Here is a 22,275-nt window from a genome sequence, read left to right on the forward strand (position 1 = left end):
GAGGAAGGGCAAGTTCAGCCTTGCGGTTCGTGCGGCTTGGGCGGTGCAGTCATCGCGGTGCGCGAATCGTCATGCCCGCCCGCCTCCACCACCGCCTTGTCCCGCGCGTCGAGGCGGTAATCCATCGCCACCTGCTGCGGGTTCACCTCGGCGCCGGGGCGCACGCGCTGCAGGCCGTTCACCACCACCACGTCGCCGGGTGCGAGGCCGCTGTCGATCACGCGCAGGCCGTGGAACAGCGCGCCGGTGCTGACCTTGCGGTATTCCACCTTGTGCTGGGCATCGACCACGTAGACGAACTGGTTGCCGAGGTCGGTGCCCACCGCGCGGTCGTCGATCAGCAGGCGCGGCTGGGGTTGGCCGCTCTGCAGGCGGATGCGCGCATACAGGCCGGGAGTGAACAGGCTGCCCTTGTCGTCGAACACCGCGCGCAGCCGCATCGTGCCGGAGTCGGTATGCAGCTGGTTGTCGACGAAGTCGATGCGGCCGGTGTGCGGGTAGCCGCTCTCGTCGGCCAGTTCCATCGCGGCCTCGATGCGCGGGCTGCTGCCGTCGTGCGCGGCCTTGGCGCGCAGGTGATCCAACTTCAGCCAGGTGTGCTCGTCCACGTCGAAGTACACGTAGACCGGGTTCACCGAAACCACGCTGGTCAGCACGTCGCCGCTGCCGACCAGGTTGCCGGGGGTGATGCGCACGTTGCTGACGCGGCCGTCGATGGGCGAGCGCACCTCGGTGTAGCCGAGATTGAGCTTGGCGGTGGCGAGCGCGGCATCGGCGGCGGCGAGCGCCGCGCTGGCGCTTTGCGCGGCGGTGGCAAGGCGGTCGGCTTCCTGCTGCGAGATCGCGCGCTGGTCGAGCAGGCGGCGCGCGCGCAGGGCGTTGGCTTCGGCCAGCGCCTGTTCGGCGAACGCCTGGGTGCGGATGGCGGTGAGCCGATCCACCTCGGCCTGGAACGGCCGCGGGTCGATGCGGAACAGCACGTCGCCCTTGTGCACCAGCGCGCCTTCCTTGAACGCCACGGATTCCACGTAGCCGCCCACCCGCGGGCGCAGCTCCACGCTGTCCACCGCCTGCACGCGGCCGGTGAAATCGGCGCTGTTGCTCACCGGGCGCAGCAGGGCGCGGGCCACGGTCACTTCGGGCAGGGCGGTGCCGGCGCCGACGCCCTGGGCATGGCTGCCGCCGTGCTCGCCGAGCAAGGCCCAGCTGCCGGCGATGGTCGCGACGGCGAGGCCGGACAGGATCAGGTTCTTCTTCATGTTCACGCTCCCTGAGGTCGGATCGTGCGGCGCTGCAGCACGATGGGGAGGCGAATAATAGGTATACCGACTGGTACAGAAAAACCCTATTTCATGAACTCCACTCGTGACAGCCAGGCATGAATGGCGACACAATGCCCGTCATGGAAGATTTCTCAGCAATATCGAGCTTCGTCCGCGTGGTGGAGGCCCGAAGTTTCGCGGCTGCCGCCGTGCAACTGGGCATGACCCCGTCCGGAGTGAGCCGCGCGGTGTCGCGGCTGGAGGAGCAGATCGGCGTGCGCTTGCTGTTCCGCAGCACGCGGGCGCTCAGGCTCACCGACGACGGCGAATCGTTCTACCAGCGCTGCAAGGCGATCCTGGCCGACCTCGGCGAGGCAGTGGACGCGCTGAACTATGCGCGCAACAAGCCCAAGGGCAAGCTGCGCGTGGCGATGAACGTGTCGGTGGGGCGCGCCGCACTGATCCCCAACCTGGCCGACTTCGAGACCAAATACCCGGACATCCGGCTCGAGCTGTCGATGAGCGAGCGCAACATCGGCCTGATCGAGGAAGGCATCGACTGCGCGATCCGCATGGGCGAGCTGGAGGATTCCAACCTGGTCGCGCGCAAGCTCGGCTACTTCAGCAACGTGCTGTGCGCCGCGCCGGCCTACCTGGAGCGCCACGGCACGCCGGTCACCATCGAAGACCTCAAGCAGCACCGCTGCATCAACTACATCTACCCCACCAGCGGACGCGCCTACCAGTGGCAGTTCGACACGCCCGACGGGCGCATCGCGCTGGACGTGGACGCGCACCTGCTGATCAACGACGGCGAGTCGGTGATCCAGGCGGCGATCGCCGGGCTGGGCATCATCCAGGTGCCGCACTGGCTGGCCGCCGGCGCGATCGGCTACGGCAAGCTCAAGGTGATCATGGAGGACACCATCTGCACCGGTTCGCCGGTGTGGATCGTCTATCCGCAGAAGAAGCACCTCTCCGCGCGCGTGCAGGCCTTCCTGGAATGGGTGCACGAGCTGTTCGAGCGCACCAACCTGCCGGCGTGCAAGCTGGGCATGGCGCTACCGTCCAAGGGCGCCGTTCAGGCGCCCGGCGGCATCAACATCGGCGCCGCTCAGACGCCGGCCGGCATCAGCAGCAGCAAGGCCGCGCCCAGCACGATGCGGTAGACCGCGAAGGCCGTGAAGCGGTGGGTGCGGATGTAGCCCAGCAGCCACTTCACCGCGATGAAGCCAACGACCAGCGAAACGAGGAAGCCCACGCCCAGCGCGGCCCAATCCTCGTGCGCCGCGCCGCCGCCCTTCCATACCTTGAGCAGCTCGTAGCCGGTGGCCGCGTACATGGTGGGGATGCCCACCAGGAAGGCGAATTCGGTGGCGGCGGCGCGGTTGCTGGTGCCGAACAGCATCGCGGCGAAGATGGTGGCGCCCGAGCGCGAAGTGCCGGGGAACACGCCCGCCACCATCTGCGCGATGCCGACCAGGATCGCCACCGTCCAGGTCACCTCGCGGCGATCCGGCTGGCGCGCGGCCAGCGCCTCGGCCCCGATCATCCAGAAGCCGCCGATGATCAGCGCCCAGGCGATCGGCGTCACCGTCTCCGGCAGCTTGAAGCCGTAATGCGTGACCACCAGGCCAAGCACGCAGGTGATCAGGAAGGCCACCGCCAGCTTGAACAGGTAGTCGCGCGTGGCCGGGTCGCGCCATTGCGTCAGCAACTGCCAGATGCGCTTCCAGTACACCAGGGTGATCGCCAGGATCGCGCCGGCCTGGATGCCCACGTTGAACAGGTCGGAACGCGCGCCCAGCCAATGCTCGGCGATCAGCAGGTGGCCGGTGGAAGAGATCGGCAGGAACTCGGTGATGCCTTCGATGATGCCGAGCAGGATGACGTTGAGCAGGTCGGTCACAAGTACTGATCCATTGCGGGGATGGCGCCGGAACAAGCTCGGCCGGCCGGAAGACGGCATAGCTTAAAGCCTGCCCGGAGCCGGACGGAGCCGGAGCAAGGCGTGACGCAGGGCAAAAGGCGGGCCGTTTGCCGGCGCTTCATCTTGCGCTGGCCCGCGGCGGCGCTTGCACCATCGCGAGGCTGCGCTTTCCCCGCGCTGGCGCACGCGCCAGCCCGCAACCCGTGCAAGGCCGCATCGCGGCGCGCCCGGAGCATCGGCATGCAACTTGCTGACCTTGCCCGCCCGGCATGCGCCATGCGGCCTGCCTCCAGGTGAAACCGTGCATATGGACGTCCAGACGTCCATCCATCAAGCGCCACGCCACTGAAGGAGACGACGATGCACCGATGCACGATCCTCGTGTTCGCCCTCGCGCTTGCCGCAACCACGGCAGACGCGGCAGATGCGCTCACCGGCAACCTCACGCTGACGAGCGACTACCTGTTCCGCGGCATCTCGCAAACCGACCGCCATCCCGCCGTGCAAGCCGGCGTCGAATACGGCGGCGACAGCGGCTGGTACCTCGGCGGCTGGGGAAGCAACATCAGCTGGCTGTCGGACGGATCGACGCCGTCGCGACCGGTATCCAGCAGCGTGGAACTGGACGCCTACACCGGCTGGCGCGGCAACCTGGGCGGCGGCTGGCGCTACGACGCCGGCCTGTACGAATACGCCTACCCGGGCGACTATCCGTCCGGCTACACCCGTCCGCACACGCTGGAAGGCTATGCCGCACTGGGCTGGCAGACGCTGACGCTGAAATATTCCCGCAGCTTCGGCAACCTGTTCGGCGTGGCCGACAGCCACGGCAGCGGCTATCTCGAACTGGCCTGGCAGCAGCCGCTGGCGCCGGACTGGACACTTGCGGCGCACCTGGGGCGGCAACGCGTGGCCGGGCACCCCGGCGCGAACTACACCGACTGGCAACTCGGCGTGAGTCGCGCCTTCGGGCCGGGCTGGTCGCTGGCGCTGGACTGGCACGACACCAACGCCTCCCGCGCCGCATACACCAACGCCCAGGGCGACTACCTCGGCCGTGCCACCGTGCTGCTGAGTGTCGCCAAGGCATTCTGATTGCACCAATCCGGTGACATCGGGCAAATCAATGCGCTACTTTTGGGCAAATGAACCGGTCGCGGCGCCGCCCGCACCGGCGAATTGGCTCAACAGCAGGGCTTGTTCGTTTGGCATGTCGTTTGCTGTGGGTCATCCGTCATCCACCCACGAGGTTTGCCATGTCCGCCAAGAAAGTGCTCGACCTGATCGTTGAACACGAGGTCGAGTTCGTCGACTTCCGTTTTGCCGACATGCTCGGCAAGCACCACCACGTCACCTTCCCCGCACATGCCATCGACGAGGGCACGTTCGAGGACGGCAAGATGTTCGACGGTTCGTCGATCACCGGCTGGAAGGGCATCAACGAGTCGGACATGATCCTGATGCCCGACCCGGACACCGCCTACCTCGACCCGTTCAGCCAGCACACCCAGCTGGTGCTGCATTGCGACGTGCTGGAGCCGAGCACCCTGCAGGCCTACGGCCGCGACCCGCGCTCGATCGCCAAGCGCGGCGAGGCCTACCTCAAGTCCACCGGCATTGCCGACACCGCCTTCTTCGGGCCGGAGCCGGAGTTCTTCATCTTCGACTCGGTTCGCTGGCAGAACGACATGGGCCGCGTGTTCTACGAGATCGAGTCCAACGAGGCCGCATGGAGCACGCGCTTCAAGTACGAAGACGGCAACATGGGCCATCGTCCCGGGGTGAAGGGCGGCTACTTCCCGGTGTCGCCCGTGGACACCCTGGGCGACCTGCGCGCCGACATGTGCAAGGTGCTGGAGTCGCTGGGCCAGGTGGTGGAAGTGCACCACCATGAAGTGGCGAACGCCGGCCAGTGCGAGATCGGCGTGAAGTTCAACACGCTGGTGAAGAAGGCCGACGAGCTGCTGACGATGAAGTACGTCATCAAGAACGTGGCGCACCAGAACGGCAAGACCGTGACCTTCATGCCCAAGCCCATCGTGGGCGACAACGGCTCGGGCATGCACGTGCACCAGTCGCTGGCGAAGAACGGCGAGAACCTGTTCGCCGGCGACCTGTACGGCGGCCTCAGCCAGACCGCGCTGTGGTACATCGGCGGCATCTTCAAGCACGCCAAGGCGATCAACGCCTTCGCCAACTCCACCACCAACAGCTACAAGCGCCTGGTGCCGGGCTTCGAGGCGCCGGTGATGCTGGCCTACTCCGCGCGCAACCGCTCGGCGAGCTGCCGCATCCCCTACGTGGCCAGCCCCAAGGGCCGCCGCATCGAGGTGCGCTTCCCCGACCCGATGAACTCCGGCTACCTGGTGTTCACCGCGCTGATGATGGCCGGCCTCGACGGCATCCTCAACAAGATCGACCCGGGCGCGCCGGCCGACAAGGATCTCTACGACCTGCCGCCGGAAGAAGAGAAGAACATCCCGCAGGTGTGCTCCAGCCTCGACCAGGCGCTGGAAGCGCTGGACAAGGATCGCGACTTCCTCAAGGCCGGCGGCGTGTTCACCGATGACTTCATCGACGCCTACATCGCGGTGAAGATGCAGGAAGTCACCCGCTACCGCGCCAGCACGCACCCGCTCGAATTCCAGATGTACTACGCTTTGTGACAGGCGGCGCGGACGCGGCCTGTCCGCGCCTGTTGGAGCGGTGTTGGGGCAACGCGGACGCGTTGCCCCAACCATTTGAGGGGAACAATCATGCGAAACCAGAACCGCCTTTCCGTGGCTGTGCGTTTGGCGTTGTCGTTTGGACTTGTTTCAACCGCGGGCCTTTCATGGGCGCAGGACGCCAGCCAGGGCGCGGGGAGTGGGCAACAGAAGAACACACAGGACGGCGGCACCGCCCAGGCCAAATCGAGCGAGGCCAAGAACCTGCAGGCCGTGGTGGTCACCGGCTCGCTGATCCGCCGCGTGGATGCCGAAACGGCCAGCCCGGTGGTGACCCTGGACAGCGCCGCACTGGCCAACAACGGCAATCCCACCCTGGGCAGCGTGCTGCAGGCGTTGCCTAGTTTTTCGGGCCTGGCCACCAACCCCTCGAACAACAGCAACGGCGGCGGCATCGCCAGCCCCACCCTGGAAGGCGGCGACGGCGCCTCCCGCCTGTCGCTGCGCGGCCTCGGGTTCACCCGCACCTTGATGCTGGTCGACGGCCAACGCCTAGCCAACCCCGACCTCAACATGATCCCGTCCAACATGATCGAGCGCGTGGACGTGCTGGCCGAAGGCGCCACCACGGCCTACGGCTCCGACGCCATCGGCGGCGTCGCCAACTTCATCCTGCGCAAGGATTTCAGCGGCGGCGAACTGAGCATCAACGACGGCGTCTCCAGCCACGGCGACGGCCAGCGCCACGGCGCCAGCTTCACCGTGGGCGCCAGCGGCGACCAGGGCAACATCGTCGGCGGCCTCAACTACAACAAGTACGACGCGGTGCTGGCCAGCCAGCGCGGCTACTCCTCGCACCAGTACTACCTGTACAGCTCCGGCCTGCAGCAGGAAGGCTCGTCCAACATCCCCACCGGCAAGGTGACGCTGCCCGCCGGCGCGCTGCAGGATCAGTTCGGCTGCAGCCGCCTCACGCGCGGCTCGGGCTCCGGTTCGTCGCTCGGCGATTACCGCTGCTTCGCCAACGCGGACTATTACAACTACAACGCCTACAACTACATCCAGACCTCGCAGGAGCGCACCAGCGCCTTCGTGCTGGGCAACTACAAGATCAGCGACAGCCTCACCTGGTACGTCGACGCGTTCTACAACCACACCGATTCGGCGGGCCAGGACGCGCCGGAACCGACCAGCACCAGCGACGGCTGGACGATCGCCGCCGACAACCCCAACAACCCCTTCGGCATTCCGTTCTGCAACACCAGCCTGGCCAGCTGCACCGGCGGCGCCTACAACACGCGACTGACCGGCGCGGGCAACCGCCTGCACACCTACGCCACCAACACCTACGACGTGATCACGGGCCTGCGCGGCAACTTCGGCCAGAGCACCTGGACGTGGGATCTGGACGTCGACTACGGCCACTCCGAGCGCGTGCAGAAGGACTACAACGAACTCAACGTCGCCGGCCTGCAGGCCGCCATCGACGCGGGCGCCAACATCTTCGACCAGACCACGCTGCCCACCTCGGTGACGGACAATCCGGTCTACTCGAAGAACAACAGCTCCAAGCAGATCTCGTTCAACGCCTCCGGCGAGCTGTGGGATCTGCCGGCCGGCGCCGTGCAGCTCTCCGCGGGTGCGCTGTACCGCAAGGAGCAGATGGATTACCAGGTCACCAGCGACGCCATCCTCGATCCGGAGACGCTCAACTGCGGCATCGCCGCCGAAGGTTGCGCCTCGCCGGGCCGCGGCAGCTTCAACGTGAAGGAGCTGTACGCCGAAGCCTTCATCCCGCTGCTCAGCGACGCGCCGTTCGCCAAGTCGCTGAACCTCGACCTGGGCATCCGCTCGTCCGACTACAACACCACCGGCACCACCACCAACAAGAAGGTGGCCATCGAGTGGAAGCCGTTCGACGACCTGCTGGTGCGCGGCACCGTCTCGCAGGTGTTCCGCGCGCCGAACCTGGACGAGCTGTACGACGGCCTGACCGTGCTGAACCCGACCGTCACCGACCCTTGCCAGAACCTCAGCGCGGCCGAGCTGGCGCAGCACGCCAACCTCTGCAAGAACGTCCCGGTCGGCTACTCGGTGGGCTATGCCGCGCAGATCACCGCCCTGTACCAGGGCGGCGCGAACGCCGGCACCCGACTGCGCCCGGAGCAGGGCAAGTCCTTCGACTTCGGCCTGGTGTATTCGCCGAGCTGGGCCACCGGCCTGTCGAGCACGCTGGACTTCTGGCGCATCAACCTGTCCGACTACCTGCAGGCGGTCAGCGCGCAGACGGTGCTGAACGTCTGCGCGGGCGACGACGGCAGCCCCTACTGCGCCTACATCAACCGCAACCCGGCCAACAGCGCCACGCCCGGCGCGCTGTACTACATCTACACGCCGGAAGTGAACCTGGGCAACCTGAGCACCAGCGGCATCGACTTCAACGTCAGCTACGTGATCCCGCACTTCGACCTCGGCGCCTTCGACCCGGGCCGCTTCAAGCTCACGTTCAACAGCACCTACACCGACACCTACCGCATCGGCATGCCGGGCACGCCGACCCAGGACTACGCCGGCACCTATTCGGCGCAGTTCGGCAACATCGCCCGCTGGCGCGGATCGGCCACGCTGAACTGGGTGCGCGGCAACTGGAACGCCCAGTGGCAGACGCGCTACATCGGCCACTTCACCCTGCTCAACGCGTACTACGACGTGCCGGGCAGCATCCCGCGTTCTTCGGCCACCTACGACTCGATCAAGCTGGGCTACACCGCGCCGGCCATCCACATGACGTTCGACGTGGGCGTGGACAACCTGACCAACCGCCTGCCGCCGCTGATCTACCAGAACGGCGTGAACTACAACGTCGACACGGCCACCTACGACACGCTGGGCCGCTACTACTGGGCACGCGCCACGCTGAAGTTCTGATCGCGCCAGCGGCCATCGGAAGCACGCACGCCATGGACGGCGGTCGCAACGAAGCGGGGGCCTGCCCCCGCTTTTTGCTGCATGATGGCAGCACGACCCAACACATCCGCCCGCCATGACCGATCACGCGTCGTCTCCGTCACCCGCCGGCGAGCAAGCCCTGCAACGCATCGCGGCCGCGTACCGGAACGGCGACATGGCGGCGGTCATCGCACAGGCGCAATCCCTGCCTGTACCCGTCGCCGCGCACGAAACCGCGCGACTGCTGCTCGGCCTGGCGCTGCATGCGAGCGGGCGCAACGACGAGGCCGCCGCCTGCTTCCGCCAGCTGGTGCGCGAGCACCCGGCGACCCCCGACTACTGGAACAACCTCGCCATCACCACGCAGCTGGGCGGGGCGCTGGACGAGGCCGCACACGCATTCCGGCAAGCGTTGTCGCTGGCGCCCGGCAACGCGCAGTTCCACCACAACCACGGCCTGCTGCTGGCCCGGCAAGGGCGCTGGCGCGAGGCGCGGCAATGCCAGTTCGATGCGGTGGAACGGGCGCCCGGCTTCATCGATGCCCGCTTGCAGGGCGCGCTCGCCTGCCACGTCTGCGGCGACCTGCCAGGCGAGGAAGCCATGCTGCAGGACGTGGCGCATTGGCCGCCGCAGCCCGCCGAGCAGGCGTTGTCGCTGGCCACCATGCTCTCCACGCGTGGGGAGCAGGCCGTGGCGTTCGAGGTGCTGGACAAGGCCGTTCTGCCCACTGGCGAAGAAGGCCGCTTCCTCGCCTGGCGCATCGCCGCCATGCGCGCGTCCCTGCACGAGCGCGGCAACCAGCTGGAACAGGCCAAGGCCGAGCTGGCGAAGCTGCCGATGGACGCCATCGCCGCCTTGCCCGACGAACACGAAGCCGTGCGCTGCCGCGTCTGGAGCGTGCGCGCCACGCTCCTGGCGCGCGCTGGCGATCACCGCGGCGCCGCCGAACTCTGGCAGCACATGCTCGACCATGCGCCGCTCGCCGAACTGCGCGTCCCCGCCGCCTTCGGCCTTGCCGCCGCGCGGGACAAGCTGCGCCAGCACGCGCAGGCGTGGGAGGCGCTGCAAATGGCGCATGCGCTGCAATGCGAAAGCGTGCGCCACATCGTGCCGCAACTGCTGGACGAGCGGGCCCAGTCGCTGCCCATGGTCGATCACCGCGTCACGCGAAGCGCGCGCGACGCCTGGACGGCGCTGCCCGCGCCGCGCGCCGAGCAGAGCCCGGTGTTCGTGGTCGGCTTCCCGCGCTCCGGCACCACCTTGCTGGAGCAGATGATCGACGCGCATCCGGACTTCCGTTCGATGGACGAGCGCGCCTTCATCTACGACCTGATCGAACGCATGGAGCACGTCGGCCAAGCCTATCCCGAGGCCCTGGCCAGCCTGCAGGCCGACGAGACGCGCATGCTGCGGCAGGCCTACGACGGCATGGTCGCCAAGGTGCTGCCCGACCTCGGCCGCGCCCGCCTGGTGGACAAGAACCCGCTCAACATGCTGACTCTGCCGATGATGGCGCGGCTATATCCCGAGGCGCGCTTCATCCTGTGCCTGCGCCATCCCTGCGACGTGCTGCTGAGCTGCTACATGCTGCCGTTCCGCTCACCGTCCTTCATGACGCTGTGCTCGTCCCTGCCGCGGCTGGCGCGCGGCTACGTGCAGGCCTTCGAGCAATGGCTCGCGCACGTGGAAGTGTTCGCGCCGCGCGTGCTGGAGTGGCGCTACGAATCGGTGGTGAGCCGCTTCGACGAGCACGTCGCGCGGCTGGGCGATTTCCTCGGCATCGAGGACACCGCGCCCCTGGCGGGCTTCGCCGATCATGCGAAAGCGAAGGGCTATATCAGCACGCCCAGCTATGCGCAGGTGACGCAGGGCATCCACCGCAACGCGGTCGGCCGCTGGCAGGCCTATCGCGAGCATTTCGAGCCGGTGCGGCCGATCCTGCAACCGATGATGCAGCGGCTGGGCTACGCGTGGTGAGCCGCGCCCGGCACATGCAAACCTGCCGGAATACTGGCGAAAGGAAGGGATGGATGCCATGCGGAACGCCTTGAGGATCACGGCGAGGCTCGTCGGCGCCTTGCTCGCCGTGCTGGCCGCGGCATTCGCCTGGGGCCGGTTGCGCCCGCCCACGCCTGCGCAGGCCGAGGCGCTCGCGCTGCTGCAACCCAAGCCCGTGCCTGCCGGCCAGAATGCCTGGCCCAGGCTGTGGCTGCTGGACTACGACGTGCCCGCCGACCGCATCGACGCGGTGTACGCGCAGGAGCGCGCGCACATGCGGGACTGGATCAGCCAGATGCCGGCCAGCCCCTCGACGACAGCGCTCATCTACCAGCCGCTGGTCGCCGCGCATTATCCGAAGCGGCCCGCCATCGACATGGCCGAACACAAGCTGCTGTGCGCCAGCCGCGAGGACGACTGCCTCGCCAAGGCGCGCGCCGGAGGCCAACCCCTGCGCGACCTGCTGGCGCGCCAGGCCGGCCGGCTGGCGCAGGTCGAATCCATCAACGCCGCCGACGCGCTGTGGGACGACTTGCCGGCCGGCAACTTCATGTACGCGCAGTTGCCCGGCTTCGCCAACACGGAAGACCTGCTGCTCACCGCCGCCGCGGTGGATTTCGTGGACGGTCGGCAAGCGCAGGCCTTGGCCGCCACCTGCCGGCAGGCCGCCGGCGTACGCCGCCTGCACGCGCAGACCAACACGCTGATCACCGCGATGATCGCGAACGCCTGGATGGAAGCCGACGAGCGCGTGCTGGCCGGCATGCTACGCGAGCTGCCGGCCGGCCAGGCCGTACCGGATGCGTGCACGCAAGCCTTCGCGCCACCCGCGCCGGCGGACGTCAGCCTGTGTGCGCCGATGCGATACGAGTTCGAAGGGACTGCGGCTGCCGTGGCGGCAATGGATCCCGACCGGCAGCACGGTTTCAAGCGGCTGCAGACGGCCGTGCTGTTCGATGCACGCGGCTTCCGGCGCCTGCTCGCGCCCGCATTCGCCTGGGCCTGCCGGCGGGACGTGCAGGAGGCCGCACTCGCCGACCGGCCGATTCCCATGCCGGAGATGTCGGCGGTGCGCTACGACTTCTTCGACGCCGTTTCCAATCCCGTAGGCCTCGTCCTCGCGCGCATCGCCACGCCGGCCTACACGCAATACGCGGCGCGCAACGAGGACTATGCCGCCGGCCTGCGCGTGACGGCCTGGCTGCTGCGCACCCGCGCCACCAGCGCAGCGGATTGGCAGCGGCAACTGGCCCAGGCTTTGCCAGCCTTGCGCCAAGGCGGCGGCCGCAGCATCCGCATCGATCCGGACGGCCGCTTCCTGCGCATGCGCTACTACGCTCCGCGCCCCGGCCACGACGAACTCGTGCTGCCGCTGATGAAATAATCATTGCACCAATTTCGCGCACGTCCCATGATGGTGCAATGCACGACGAAGCATGGCAGGCATGGGCGGAGCGGCTGGCGACCGGGGTGGCCTGGGTCGACGCCGGCCTGCGCGTGCGCTGGCTCAACGGCGCGCTGGCGGAACTGCTGGGCAGCGGCATGCGCAGCGCGGTCGGCCAGCCGCTGGCGCTGTGGCTGTGTTCGCCCGACGACCTGGCGCAGGCGCGGCGCGCGCTGGACGAGTCGCGCTTCGTGCAGTTGCGCGAGGCCGCGCTGTTCGCGTTCGACGAGCGCACGCTCGAAGCCGACGTCGGCCTGCAGCCGGACGGCGAAGGCGGCCTGCTGGTCGAGGTGCATGCGCTGGCCGAACGCACGCGCACGGCCTCGCCGCTGTCCGCCACGCTGCGCGGCTTCGCGCACGAGGTGAAGAACCCGCTGGCCGGCCTGCGCGGCGCAGCGCAGCTGCTGCAGCGCCGCGTCGACTGCGCGGAACTGCAGGCGCTGGCCGGGCTCATCATCGACGAGGCGGATCGCCTCGCCGTGCTGGCGAACCGGCTGTTGCACCACGACGGCGCCGCGCGGCTGGGCGCGGTGGCCATCCACCAGCTGCTCGACCGCCTGAGCGAATTGCTGCAGGCCGAACCCAGGCCGCCGCGCCTGCGCCACGACTACGATCCCAGCCTGCCCGACGTGCGCGGCGACGCGGATCGCCTGCAGCAGGTGCTGCTCAACCTCGCGCGCAACGCGGTGGAAGCGGGCGCGCGCACGCTGGTGCTGCGCACGCGCGCCGAGCATGGCGTGCGCGCCGGCCCGCGCGTGCTGCGCAGCGCCCTGCGCGTGGACGTGATCGACGACGGCCCCGGCGTGCCCGCGGAACTGCACGACACGCTGTTCGAGCCGCTGGTGTCCGGCCGCGCCGACGGCACCGGCCTGGGCCTGGCGCTGTCGCGCGAGATCGCCCTGGAACACGGCGGCGAACTGCGCTGCGCCAGCCGTCCGGGCGAGACGGTGTTCTCGCTGTACCTGCCGCTGGAGCGTGGACATGGGTAACGACATCTGGATCGCCGACGACGACCGCGGCGTGCGCTTCGTGCTGGCCGCGGCGCTGCGCGACGCCGGCCTCGCCGTGCGCGAATTCGACGCGGCCGATGCGGTGCGCGCTGCCCTGCGCAAGGCGCGCCCCGCGCTACTGCTCACCGACGTGCGCATGCCGGGCGAAAGCGGGCTGGCCCTGCTCGAAGAACTCCAGGCGCAAGGCATCGGCCCGGTGATCGTGATGAGCGCATTCACCGACGTGGCCACCACCGCGGCGGCCTATCGCGCGGGCGCGGCGGACTACCTCGCCAAGCCCTTCGACCTCGACCACGCGGTGGCCACCGTGCGCCGCGTGCTGGCCGACGGCGCGCAGGCTGCGGCGCCAGCCGAACCGGCGGCGGCATCCACGCATGCGCTGCTCGGCGAGAGCGCGGCGATGCGCGAGGTGTTCCGCCTGATCGGCCGCGTGGCGGCCAGCGACCTCAACGTGCTGGTCACCGGCGAAACCGGCACCGGCAAGGAACTGGTGGCGCGCGCGCTGCACGAGGAAAGCGCGCGGCGCAACCAGGCCTTCGTGGCGCTCAACACCGCGGCGATTCCCGCCGAGCTGCTGGAGAGCGAGCTGTTCGGCCACGAGGCCGGCGCCTTCACCGGCGCCACGCGGCGCGTGGCCGGCCGCTTCGAGCAGGCCGAGGGCGGCACGCTGTTCCTCGACGAGATCGGCGACATGCCGCTGGCGCTGCAGACGCGCCTGCTGCGCGTGCTGGCCGGCGGCGAGTTCTACCGCGTGGGCGGGCGCGAGCTGATCCGCTGCAACGTGCGTATCGTGGCCGCCACCCACCAGGATCTCGACGCGCGCGTGGCGGGCGGGCAGTTCCGCGCCGACCTCAAGCACCGCCTCGACGTGGTGCGCATCGCGCTGCCGCCGCTGCGCGAGCGGCGCGAGGACATCCCGCTCCTCGCACAGCATTTTCTCGCCGCCGCCGTGCAGGAGCTCAAGCTGCCGCCCAAGCGCTACGCCAAGGCCGCGCTGAAGGCGCTGGCGCAACGCGACTTTCCCGGCAACGTGCGCGAACTGGAAAACCTCTGCCGCCGCCTCGCGGTGATCGCGCCCGGCGCGGAAATCCTGCCCGCCGACCTCGGCGCCTCGCCGTCGCCCGGCATCGCGGGCGACTGGAGCGACGCGCTGCGCACGTGGGCCGCGCAGGCGCTGGCCGACGGCGAAGCCGACATCCACACCCGCGCCCGCGAAACGCTGGATCGCGTGCTGCTGGAGGCGGCGCTGGCCGCGCACGACGGGCACCGGCAGAACGCGGCCATGGCGCTGGGCGTGGGCCGCAACACGCTCACGCGCAAGCTGGGGGCGTCGCGCCAGCGGCGGCGCTGAACCGGGGGATTCAGCCCGCGTCGTCGGCGAGATAGGTGTAGGCCGTGAGGCCGCCGTCCAGCGCGGCGTACAGCGTCTCGGCCTCACCGCCCGCGACGCCGGCGGCGGCGATGCGCTCGCGGTAGCTGGCGCGCAGCGCGGCGAGGTCGTAGCCCACGTAGTCCAGCATCAGGTCGGTGGTGTCGCCGCGACGCCTGTGCGCGAACACCCAGCCGTCGCCGTCCACGCGCACGTTCACCGCGTCGGTGTCGCCGAACAGGTTGTGGATGTCGCCCAGCGTCTCCTGGTAGGCACCGACCATGAAGATGCCGAGGCGGTAGCTCTCGCCGTCCTGCAGCGCGTGCAGCGGCAGCGAGACGTCCACGCCCTCGGCGTCCACGTAGTGGTCGATGCGGCCGTCGGAGTCGCAGGTGAGGTCGACGATCACGCCGCGCCGCGTGGGCTGTTCGTCCAGCCGCGCGATGGGTGCGATCGGGAATATCTGCTCGATCGCCCAGATGTCGGGCACCGACTCGAACACCGAGAAGTTGACGAAGTACTTGTCCACCAGCTTCTCGTCCAGCTCGTCCAGCGCGGCGCGATGCGAGCGCTCGCCGGGCAGCAGGCGCCCGCGCACCGCGTTGGCGATGGCGTAGTACATCTCGTCCAGCCGCGCGCGGTCGGCCAGCGTGAGCTGGCCCAGCGCATACAGCGCCTGGCCTTCGGCGAGGTGGTGCTGGGCCTCGTGGAACAGCTCCAGCGGCGGCCGCCGGTCGAATTCGTCGTGCACTTCGCGCAGGCGGCGCAGCACGGCCGGCTCGTCGGTGCCCGGCGCGGGGATCGCGCCTTGCGGCACCTCTTCCACCTCGCTCACGTTGACCACCAGCACGGCATGGTGCGCGGTCATCGCGCGGCCCGCCTCGGTGAGGATATGCGGCGCCTGTAGCCCTTCCGCCTCCACCGCCTCGGCCAGCGACTGCACGATGGTGGCCGCGTACTGCTCGATGGAATAGTTGATCGAGTTGTGGCTGCGCGAGCGCGAGCCTTCGTAGTCCACGCCCAGGCCGCCGCCCACGTCGACGATCTCCAGCGGCACGCCCATGCGGGTGAGCTCGACGAAGTAGCGGGTGGCCTCGCGCATGCCATTGGCGATGTCGCGCACGTTGGAGATCTGCGAGCCCATGTGGAAGTGCTGCAGCTTCAGCGTGTGCTTGAGGCCGGCCTTGTCCAGCCGCTCGATCAGGGTGAGCACCTGCGCCGGCGAGAGACCGAACTTGCCCTTGTCGCCGCCGGTGTTTTGCCACTTGCCGGCGCCGATGGAGGCCAGCCGCACGCGCACGCCGAGCAGCGGCTCCACGCCCAGCGCCTTCGCCTCGGCGAACACGTGGTCGAGCTCGGACAGCTTCTCGATCACGATGTGCACGCGCAGCCCGAGCTTCTTGCCGATCAGCGCGAGGCGAATGTACTCGCGATCCTTGTAGCCGTTGCAGATCACGATGGAACCGGGCCGCGCCATTGCCAGCACCGCCATCAGCTCGGGCTTGGAGCCGGCCTCGAGGCCGAAGCCCTCGGCGCCCGCGGCCACCAGTTCGCCGGCCACGCCGCGCTGCTGGTTCACCTTGATCGGGTAGATGGCCGTATAGCCGCCCGCGTAGTTCCACTCGCCGATGGCCTTGGCGAACGCGGCCTGCAGGCGTGCGAGGCGGTCGGCGAGGATGTCGGGGAAGCGCACCAGCAGGGGCAGGCGCAGGCCTTCGGCGCGGGCGCGCTCCACGATCGCGGGCAGCGACAGCGCGGGGCCGCGCGCGCCATGCGGGCGTATCGCAATCTCGCCGGCCTCGCTTACGTCGACGTAACCGTCGCCCCAGTGGGCCACGGCATAGGTATGGCGGGCATCGGCCACGCTCCAGGGCTTCGACATGAAGAGTCTCCTTGTGCAAACGGAATGCATGTCGTCGCAGCGGCGAGCCTTGACGCAGGTAAGCACGATGGGCCGGAAGCCTCGCACGCCGCGGGGCCGATCGCGCCAGCCGGGCGCATTGCGCACCGGAGCGGGCATTGTAACAGCCCATCCGCGACAGCTCGGCTACAATGACTGGCCATATCCGCGCTCATCCCCCAGGAACACCCATGTCGCAGCAGATCAGCTGGTACACCGAGGCCCACCAGGCCTCCGGCTCCTCCATCGGCTTCCGCACCGAGCAACTGCTGCACGCGGAAAAGACCCCGTTCCAGACCATCGAGATCCACCAGACCACCGACTGGGGCAAGCTGATGGTGATCGACGGCTGCGTGATGCTGACCAGCCGCGACAACTTCCTCTACCACGAGATGATGACCCACCCGGCGCTGTTCACCCACGCGCGCGCCAAGCGCGTGGTGATCATCGGCGGCGGCGACTGCGGCACGCTGCGCGAGGTGCTGAAGCACGAGGAAGTGGAGCACGCCGCGCAGGTGGAGATCGACGAGCGCGTCACCCGCCTGGCCGAGCAGTACTTCCCCGAGCTGTGCGAGTCCAACAACGATCCGCGTGCCGAGCTGCTGTTCATCGACGGCATCAAGTACATGGCCGAGGCCGAGCCGGAGTCGATCGACCTGGTGATCGTGGACTCCACCGACCCGGTGGGCCCGGCCGAAGGCCTGTTCAACGCCGCGTTCTACGCCAGCTGCTTCAAGGCGCTGCGCCACGGCGGCCTGCTGGTGCAGCAGAGCGAATCGCCGCTGGCGCACCTGGAGCTGATCAAGTCGATGCGCGCGGCGATGCGCACCGCCGGCTTCAGCGCCGTGAAGACGCTGCCGTTCCCGCAGCCCTGCTACCCCACCGGCTGGTGGAGCTGCACCATGGCGCGCAAGGGCGGCGACCTCAGCGGCTTCCGCGAGCGCGGCGCGCTGAGCAAGAACTTCCCCACCAAGTACTACAACGCCGAGATCCACAAGGCCGCGCTGGCGCAGCCGGAATTCATGCGCGAAGCTTTTGGCGAATAAGCCAAAAGCTTCAAATAGACACGGTACGGATCGCCGGAGCGCGGCCTAGAGCAAGCGCGCTCTGATGGTGCCGGGGTTCACCTCGGGCCAACAGGTTCACCCCTCAAAACATCTTCGCCCGCTGCTTCGGCAGTACCACCAGAACCAGGGTCGCCAGCGGGCCGAACGGCAGCGACAGCAGGAACCACAGCAAGCCGCTGCGGTTCTTGCCCTGGGCCAGGCCCGCGTTGATGAGCGCCAGCGTGCCCCAGCCGGCAAACCACGGCGCGCCATCCACAAAGCTCGAAAAATGATCCACAGCTGTCTTCCGCCCCCCTTGTCTCGGGTGCAGCGCGCGTACGCGCGATAAGATTAAGACGGCCATCCTAACAACCCGGCTACGGATGGGCTCGCCATCGCAGCCCGCGACTCAGAAACCATTCAGAGCATCCTCAAGGCGCGGCCGCTAAGCTGGCGGCTTTCGTGATTGCTGGAGCACTCCATGCGTGGATGGCATTGCCTCGCCCTTGCCGGCGCCCTGTCGCTGGCCGCCGCACCCGCCACAGCGGGCGACACGAACCCGGCCGCCACCGGCAACACCCGCGCACAGGCGCTGCAATCGTTCCAGCGCGACCTGGTCAGCGTGCTGGCGCTGCGCGCCGAAGCGCAGCCGCTGCTCGGTGCGGCGCTGCTGGCCCGCCCGCTGCCGAAGCCCGGCAAGACCGGCAGCTTCCACGCGCTGATCAGCCGCGCCGTCGCGGCCAGCGACGCCGGCCCTGCCGTGCAGTGGGCGCGCCTTGCCGATTGCGATGCCAAGGGCGACGCCTGTCCCAACGGGATCGCATTGCGCAAGCTCACCGAACAGGCACCGGACAACGCCGCGGTGTGGCTGCTCAAGCTCGACGTCGACACGCGCGACATGAAGTCCAAGGCCGCACGCGACGACCTCGCCAAGGCCGCCGCCAGCCAGCTTTACGACGATTACGCCGGCAGCAGCCTCACCGCCCTGGCCAGCGTGGTGGGCACCTTGCCCCCGCCGCCGGCCACGCAGGACGCCGCCGGCCCCGTCGGCGTGCAGGCCTTGATGGTGCTGGCCAACGCCAGGCTGCAGCCGCGGCCCGCGCTGCCGGTGGCGGCGCAGATGTGCGAAGGCGCCGGCGACGACGCGGCGCTCAAGGCCGACTGCCTCAAGCTCGCCAAGCTGCTGGCCTGGGGCTCCAGCCCGCTGTCGCGCTCGCTGGGCCTGCACCTGTACGAAGCGCTGGGCGACGCCGCCGAGCAGGCCACCGCGCAACAGCAGCGCCGCGACCTGACCTGGCAGGTGCAGAACTACTCGCAGTTGGCCTTGCGCGTGCAGGACGATCCCGCGCTGGCGCAACTGCTGCTGGCCACTGCCAGGCAGGGCGGTACCGAGATGAGCCAGATCGCCGCGGTACTGCGCGCCCGCGGCGTCTCGCTCACCGCGCCGGGCAGCTGGCAGCCGCAGGCGGCGGACACCCCGGCAGCGGCACACTCCCCTTGAAGGACAACAACGGTTAGGCTTGGGCCACCTTCGCGACGAGGTGTCCCATGCTTACGACGCTGGTGGCAAGCAGCAAGGGCGGGTGCGGCAAGAGCACGCTGGCGACGCAACTGGCGTCACACTGGGCGCAGGCCGGGCAGAACACCGCCATCGTGGACGCCGACCGCCAGGGTTCCAGCTACCGCTGGGCCACCCGCCGCCCCGACAACGTGCGCGGCGTGCTGGGGCTGGAGGGCGGCCGCAAGGCACTGCAGAAGGTGCCTTCGGATACGCAACAGCTGCTAATCGATACCCCCGCCGGCGTCGGCGAACGCGAGCTGGAACCCTTCCTCGACGTCGCCGACGTGCTGCTGGTGCCGGTGCTGCCGTCCAGCTTCGACCTCGACGCCACCGCGCACTTCCTCGGCGAGCTGCAGGCGATCAAGCGCATCAAGGCCGGCAAGCTGCCGGTGGCGCTGGTGGCGAACCGGCTCAAGCCGTGGACGCGCGCCAGCCAGGACGCGGTGGAGCAGCTGGCCGCCGAATCGCCGTTCCCTATCGTCGCCCAGTTGCGCGACAGCCAGGCCTATGTGCTGCTGGCCGCGCTGGGCAAGGGCATCTTCGACTACCAGTCCGAGCAGGTGCGCAGCCACCAGGAAGACTGGAAGCCGCTGCTGCGCTGGATCAAGCGCCAGGCCGCCTGAGCGCGCCTCGCCATCACCTTTCCACGGAGTTTTCCATGCACGAACTGATCCTGCTGCGCCACGCCGAAGCCTTGCCCGCCGACGGCGGCGACGACCGCCAGCGCGCGTTGAGCGGGCATGGCCGGCGCGAGGCGCAGGACGCCGGCGCGTGGCTGGCCGGCCACGGCGCACGGCCGCAGCGCGTGCTGTGCTCGCCCGCGCGCCGCACCGTGGAAACCGCGCAGCTGGCGCTGGCCGCGCTGGCCGACGCGCCGGCGGCGCAGGAAGCCGGCGAAATCTACGACGCCACGCCCGGCGAACTGCTGGCCCTGCTCGACCAGCACGCCGACGCCGGCACCGTGATGCTGGTGGGCCACAACCCGGGCATCGAACGGCTGGTGGCGCTGCTGGTGGAAGGCCGCTCGGACGAGTTCCGCGGCATGCCGCCGGGCGGCCTCGCGGTGCTGCACCTCAGCGGCCCGCTGGAACCGGCCTGCGCGCGGCTGGACGCGTTCTGGTCGCCGCGCTGAAGCCCTCCGCCCGCGGTCGCCGCTCCCTGGCGACCGAACCAAACTGCCCCGGCCCTGTCTCAACGCGACCCGCCCCGGGGCATGACGCCTCGCCAACTCCATCGTTCATGCCGTTCCGCTGGTCACTGCTTTTACTGTTGCTGCTCGTCGCGCTGCTGCAAGGCTGCACGCTCAGCCGCGCGCAGATCCGCCAGGCCAGCGCGATCGTCGCCGCCAGCCCCGGCCGCGCAGACACCTGCCGGCAGGCCGACCGCTGCGCCAAGCCCTCGCCCCTGCTGGCCGCCGCGCAACAGGCGCTGGCCGACTCCACCCCCGGCCACCCGGTCAACACCGTCGCCCTGCTCGACGACAGCGAGGCCGCGCTGGCCGCGCGCATCAGCCTGATCCGCGCCGCGCAGCACAGCATCGACGTGCAGACCTACATCTGGGACGAGGACGACATCGGCCAGCTGGTGCTGGACGAACTGGTGCAGGCCGCGCGGCGCGGCGTGAAGGTGCGCATCCTCGCCGACCAGCTGTTCTCCTTCGACGACCTCGGCCTGCTCGACCGGCTCGCCCGGGTCAGCCCCAACCTCGAGGTGAAGCTGTACAACCCCACCTTCCACGACGCGCAGACGCCGCCGCTGGAATTCGCCGCCGGCGTCGTGTGCTGCTTCATGAAGTTCAACCAGCGCATGCACAACAAGCTGCTGCTGGTGGACGACACCGTCGGCATCACCGGCGGGCGCAACTACCAGAACCGCTACTTCAACTGGGATCCGGACTTCGACTACCTCGACCGCGACGTGATGGCCGGCGGCCCGGTGGGCCGCGAGATGGCCGACAGCTTCGCGCTGTTCTGGAACCACCGGCGCTCCGTGCCGCTGATCCGCCTGCGCGACGTCAACCGGCGCATCCGCGACGACGACGCGCCGCCCGGCTGGCCCGCGCCGCACTACACCGATCCTGCACGCGTGGCGCGCGTGCAGGCGGAAGCCGAAGATCCCGACTGGCTCGCCGCGTGGATAGGCGACAACACCCTGCGCGTGAGCCAGGTGAACTATTTCAGCGACCTGCCGGCCAAGACCGACGAGCCGCACAAGCGCGAAGCGCGCGAGCTCACCGCGCACCTGATGGCCATGGTCGCCGGCGCCAAGCATGAGGTGGTGCTGCAGACGCCCTACCTGGTGATGAGCCATCGCGCGCAGACCCTCTTCAAGCGCCTGCACAAGCAACAGCCGGCGCCGGACATCATCGTCTCCACCAACTCGCTGGCCGCCACCGACGCGTTCGCGGTCTACGCGCTCTCCTACAAGCATCGCCGCCGCTACCTCACCCAGTACGGCTTCCAGATCCACGAGCTGAAGCCGCACGCCGACAGCGCCGAGGAAGCGTTCGAGGAGGCCAACGAAGCCGGCGACGACGGCCCCGCCGGGCAGCCCATCGCGCAGGCCGGCAAGCCGCGCCGCCGCTTCCCCGGCAACGAGCGCCGCCCCGGCGTGTTCGGCAGCCACGGCAAGCGCAACCGTCCCGCCCCGCTGCACAGCGGCGGCCGCCGCTACAGCCTGCACGCCAAGTCGATGGTGGTGGACGGCCGCTTCGCGATGGTGGGCTCGCACAACTTCGACCCGCGCTCCGACCACTACAACACCGAGGCCGGCGTGATCGTGCAGGATCCGCGCTTCGCCAGCGAAGTGCGCAAATCCATCCTCGAGGACACCCTGCCGCAGAACGCGTGGACCATCGCCAGGCGCGAGCCCAGCATTCCCGTGCTGGGCGACATCAGCCTCGCCATCGGCAACCTGTCCTCGCGCCTGCCGCTGTTCGACCTGTGGCCGTTCCGCTACGCCACCAGCTACGAGATCAAGCCCGGCTGCGCCCCGCTCGCCCCCGACGACCCGAAGTTCCGGCAGTGCTACACGCCGGTGGGCGACTTCCCCGACGTGGCGATCTCGCCGAAGCTGATCTACACGCGGCTGATCACCGCGTTCGGCGCGGGGGTCAAGGGCATCCTGTGAGCGAAAACGC

17 protein-coding genes are annotated in these 22,275 nt (G+C 69.2%); 13 read left to right on the plus strand and 4 right to left on the minus strand.

The genetic code is table 11. From position 1 onward, the window contains the following. Positions 1 to 14: 14 nt before the first annotated feature. Entirely contained in the window at positions 15 to 1,259 is a 1,245-nt protein-coding gene (locus ACZ5Z2_RS17415; protein ID WP_464759842.1) for an efflux RND transporter periplasmic adaptor subunit, read from the minus strand. A 143-nt stretch (positions 1,260 to 1,402) separates the two neighbouring features. Between ACZ5Z2_RS17415 and ACZ5Z2_RS17420 the strand changes: the two genes are divergently transcribed. After that, positions 1,403 to 2,431, plus strand: coding sequence for a LysR family transcriptional regulator (locus tag ACZ5Z2_RS17420; protein WP_464759844.1), 1,029 nt, complete (start codon positions 1,403 to 1,405; stop codon positions 2,429 to 2,431). On the opposite strand, the gene ACZ5Z2_RS17425 is transcribed toward ACZ5Z2_RS17420, so the two are convergent. Then, a complete protein-coding gene (locus tag ACZ5Z2_RS17425) occupies positions 2,377 to 3,171 on the minus strand; it encodes an undecaprenyl-diphosphate phosphatase (protein ID WP_464759845.1) in 795 nt (264 codons plus the stop codon). The two genes, ACZ5Z2_RS17420 and ACZ5Z2_RS17425, sit on opposite strands and share 55 nt — an antisense overlap. 381 nt (positions 3,172 to 3,552) lie before the next feature. Here ACZ5Z2_RS17425 and ACZ5Z2_RS17430 point away from each other — a divergent pair, with 381 nt between their 5' ends. The 7 genes from ACZ5Z2_RS17430 (at position 3,553) to ntrC (ending at position 14,611) form a co-directional block, all read left to right on the plus strand. Continuing rightward, on the plus strand, positions 3,553 to 4,287 hold the full coding sequence (locus tag ACZ5Z2_RS17430) for a TorF family putative porin (RefSeq protein ID WP_464759846.1): 735 nt from the start codon (positions 3,553 to 3,555) through the stop codon (positions 4,285 to 4,287). 161 nt (positions 4,288 to 4,448) lie between these two features. Next, entirely contained in the window at positions 4,449 to 5,858 is a 1,410-nt protein-coding gene (gene glnA / locus ACZ5Z2_RS17435) for a type I glutamate--ammonia ligase (protein ID WP_464759848.1), read from the plus strand. A gap of 90 nt (positions 5,859 to 5,948) precedes the next feature. Continuing rightward, entirely contained in the window at positions 5,949 to 8,786 is a 2,838-nt protein-coding gene (locus tag ACZ5Z2_RS17440; RefSeq protein WP_464759849.1) for a TonB-dependent receptor plug domain-containing protein, read from the plus strand. A gap of 196 nt (positions 8,787 to 8,982) precedes the next feature. Further along, the gene (locus ACZ5Z2_RS17445; protein ID WP_464759850.1) at positions 8,983 to 10,785 is read left to right on the plus strand and encodes a tetratricopeptide repeat-containing sulfotransferase family protein; all 1,803 of its coding nucleotides are present in this window, start codon (positions 8,983 to 8,985) and stop codon (positions 10,783 to 10,785) included. Positions 10,786 to 10,843: 58 nt separating this feature from the next. Continuing rightward, positions 10,844 to 12,190 carry a hypothetical protein gene (locus tag ACZ5Z2_RS17450; protein ID WP_464759851.1) on the plus strand — a complete coding sequence of 449 codons (1,347 nt, stop codon included), beginning with the start codon at positions 10,844 to 10,846 and terminating at the stop codon, positions 12,188 to 12,190. Between the two features lie 38 nt (positions 12,191 to 12,228). After that, positions 12,229 to 13,239, plus strand: a complete 1,011-nt coding sequence (locus ACZ5Z2_RS17455) for a two-component system sensor histidine kinase NtrB (RefSeq protein WP_464759852.1) — start codon at positions 12,229 to 12,231, stop codon at positions 13,237 to 13,239. Continuing rightward, positions 13,232 to 14,611, plus strand: coding sequence for a nitrogen regulation protein NR(I) (gene ntrC / locus ACZ5Z2_RS17460; RefSeq protein ID WP_464759853.1), 1,380 nt, complete (start codon positions 13,232 to 13,234; stop codon positions 14,609 to 14,611). The genes ACZ5Z2_RS17455 and ntrC overlap by 8 nt, the downstream gene beginning before the upstream one ends. Before the next feature lie 10 nt (positions 14,612 to 14,621). Here the strand turns inward: ntrC and speA are convergent, their stop codons facing one another. Further along, a complete protein-coding gene (gene speA / locus ACZ5Z2_RS17465; protein WP_464759854.1) occupies positions 14,622 to 16,511 on the minus strand; it encodes an arginine decarboxylase in 1,890 nt (629 codons plus the stop codon). A 209-nt stretch (positions 16,512 to 16,720) separates the two neighbouring features. Between speA and speE the strand changes: the two genes are divergently transcribed. Next, a complete protein-coding gene (gene speE / locus ACZ5Z2_RS17470; protein ID WP_464759855.1) occupies positions 16,721 to 17,575 on the plus strand; it encodes a polyamine aminopropyltransferase in 855 nt (284 codons plus the stop codon). Positions 17,576 to 17,678: 103 nt separating this feature from the next. Here speE and ACZ5Z2_RS17475 read toward each other — a convergent pair whose 3' ends face one another. Continuing rightward, complete coding sequence (locus ACZ5Z2_RS17475; protein WP_464759856.1) at positions 17,679 to 17,873, minus strand: antitermination protein NusB; 195 nt, start codon at positions 17,871 to 17,873, stop codon at positions 17,679 to 17,681. Positions 17,874 to 18,056: 183 nt separating this feature from the next. Here ACZ5Z2_RS17475 and ACZ5Z2_RS17480 point away from each other — a divergent pair, with 183 nt between their 5' ends. The 4 genes from ACZ5Z2_RS17480 (at position 18,057) to ACZ5Z2_RS17495 (ending at position 22,265) form a co-directional block, all read left to right on the plus strand. Continuing rightward, positions 18,057 to 19,076 (plus strand): hypothetical protein, encoded by a 1,020-nt coding sequence (locus ACZ5Z2_RS17480; protein WP_464759857.1) that lies wholly within the window; start codon positions 18,057 to 18,059, stop codon positions 19,074 to 19,076. 47 nt (positions 19,077 to 19,123) lie between these two features. After that, the gene (locus ACZ5Z2_RS17485; protein WP_464759858.1) at positions 19,124 to 19,759 is read left to right on the plus strand and encodes a nucleotide-binding protein; all 636 of its coding nucleotides are present in this window, start codon (positions 19,124 to 19,126) and stop codon (positions 19,757 to 19,759) included. Positions 19,760 to 19,794: 35 nt separating this feature from the next. Next, positions 19,795 to 20,268 carry a SixA phosphatase family protein gene (locus ACZ5Z2_RS17490; protein ID WP_464759859.1) on the plus strand — a complete coding sequence of 158 codons (474 nt, stop codon included), beginning with the start codon at positions 19,795 to 19,797 and terminating at the stop codon, positions 20,266 to 20,268. Positions 20,269 to 20,375: 107 nt separating this feature from the next. Continuing rightward, positions 20,376 to 22,265 (plus strand): phospholipase D-like domain-containing protein, encoded by a 1,890-nt coding sequence (locus ACZ5Z2_RS17495; protein ID WP_464759860.1) that lies wholly within the window; start codon positions 20,376 to 20,378, stop codon positions 22,263 to 22,265. Positions 22,266 to 22,275: the final 10 nt, after the last annotated feature.

This window comes from Rhodanobacter sp. G1 (assembly GCF_055397855.1).